The sequence below is a fragment of the Microcystis sp. M53598_WE2 genome, from assembly GCF_030067735.1.
GTDB classification, from domain to species: Bacteria; Cyanobacteriota; Cyanobacteriia; order Cyanobacteriales; family Microcystaceae; genus Microcystis; species Microcystis aeruginosa.
Genome location: NZ_JASJFE010000344.1, coordinates 1 through 1766, shown reverse-complemented (window position 1 = coordinate 1766; position 1766 = coordinate 1). Strand labels below are relative to the sequence as shown.

General features: G+C 46.4%; 2 protein-coding genes. One reads left to right on the top strand and one right to left on the bottom strand.

The genetic code is table 11. The features are described 5' to 3' along the window. Positions 1–44: 44 nt before the first annotated feature. Entirely contained in the window at positions 45–1445 is a 1401-nt protein-coding gene (locus PX636_RS07455; RefSeq protein WP_288116628.1) for a TldD/PmbA family protein, read from the top strand. Between the two features lie 125 nt (positions 1446–1570). Here the strand turns inward: PX636_RS07455 and tatA are convergent, their stop codons facing one another. Continuing rightward, a complete protein-coding gene (tatA, locus tag PX636_RS07450) occupies positions 1571–1747 on the bottom strand; it encodes a twin-arginine translocase TatA/TatE family subunit (RefSeq protein WP_002763330.1) in 177 nt (58 codons plus the stop codon). Positions 1748–1766: the final 19 nt, after the last annotated feature.

The following is a 1766-nucleotide window of genomic DNA, read 5'->3' as shown; positions in this document are numbered from 1 at the left end:
CCACACCCCACACCCCACACCCCACACCCCACTTCCTAATTCCTATGACCGATACTCTAAACGATTATAAAAACCTGATTAGTGAACTGATTAACCGTTATCAAAACCGCGTCGATTTCCTGACAATTCGTCTGGAAGAAGCGCGGGGGACGAATATTCTACTACGTTCCGAACGAGTGGAAACCCTGAGCGAAGGTATTGCTATAGGTGGTCAGGTACGCGCTTGTTATAAAGGAGGTTGGGGATTTGCCAGCTTTAATCAATTATCCAGTTTACAGGAACGATTAGAAGATGCGATCGCTGCTGCCCGTTTAATTGGGGAAGAAGAAACCCTGATTGCTCCAGTAGAACCTGTAATTATTAGTTGTGAATTGCCTTTAACGGGAACGGATCCCCGTTTAGTACCATTAGCTGATAAAAAAGCCCTCTGCGATCGCTATAATAATTTACTGCGTCAACACCATCCCAGTATTGCCACCACTTCCGTCCGTTACAGCGATAGCAGTCAACATATTCTTTTAGGCACTTCTGACGGGACTTTAATCGAACAAAAATGGTCAGACGTAGAAATGCGTTTTTCGGCCACCGCTAGGGATGGCGACAGCGTACAAACGGGCCGGGAAACCACAGGATCCCGAAAAGCTTTCGAGGATCTGGTCAATTTAGAAGAACAGGTGCAAGGGTCGGCTAAACGGGCCGTACAAGCCCTAGTTTTGCCCCCTGTCAAGGGCGATACCTACACCGTCGTCATCGATCCCATTTTAACCGGTCTGTTCGTCCATGAGGCTTTTGGCCACCTTTCCGAGGCAGATATGTTATACGAAAATCCTGACCTTTTGGAAGTGATGAGTATGGGCAAACGTTTCGGACCGGATAACCTGCAAATCTTTGACGGGGCCCATCCGGAAGGTCATCGGGGCAGTTATTTTTATGACGATGAGGGAACCCCTGCGACGACGACTCAGTTAATTAAAGATGGGGTTTTGGTGGGAAGACTGCATTCGCGGGAAACGGCGGGCAAATTAGGCGAAAAACCGACAGGTAACGCTCGTTGTCTCAATTATCATTATCCGCCCATTGTCCGCATGACCAACACTTGGATTGAACGGGGAACCACTCCCGTTAAAGAGTTATTTTCGGGGATAAAAACGGGAGTTTATGCCCAAAATTGGCAGGGAGGCATGACTAACGGCGAAATGTTCACTTTTAGCGCCGGGGAAGCTTGGATGATTCGCGATGGAGAAATTGCTGAACCCGTTAAAGATGTGACTCTCTCCGGTAATGTCTTTAAAACCCTAGCCAATATTGAGGCAATTGCTGATGATTTCTACTGGGATGAGTCAGGAGGCTGCGGAAAAGGGGGTCAAAGTGGTTTACCGGTCGGCTGCGGCGGCCCCAGTCTCCGTATCCGCGATGTGGTGGTGGGGGGAGAAGCAGATATTTAGTGAACAGTAAACAGTAATCAGTAATCAGTGAAAAGACAGCAGAAAACTGCTATTTGATGATGCTCACTTAATACTCAAAACTGATAACTGATAACTGCTGTAGCGGAGTTTCATAAGGGCGAAATCTATCTCATCTTCTCGTCACTGTCTTCAATTTCTTGATCATCTTGATTGATTTCTTCTTTAAATCCCCGTAAAGTTTTCCCCAAAGCTGCCCCAAATTCGGGTATTTTTTTCGGTCCAAATATCAGGAGAACAACGACAGCAATAATTACTATTTCTGGCCAACCTAATCCAAACAGAATCTTGAAAGTAAAAAGT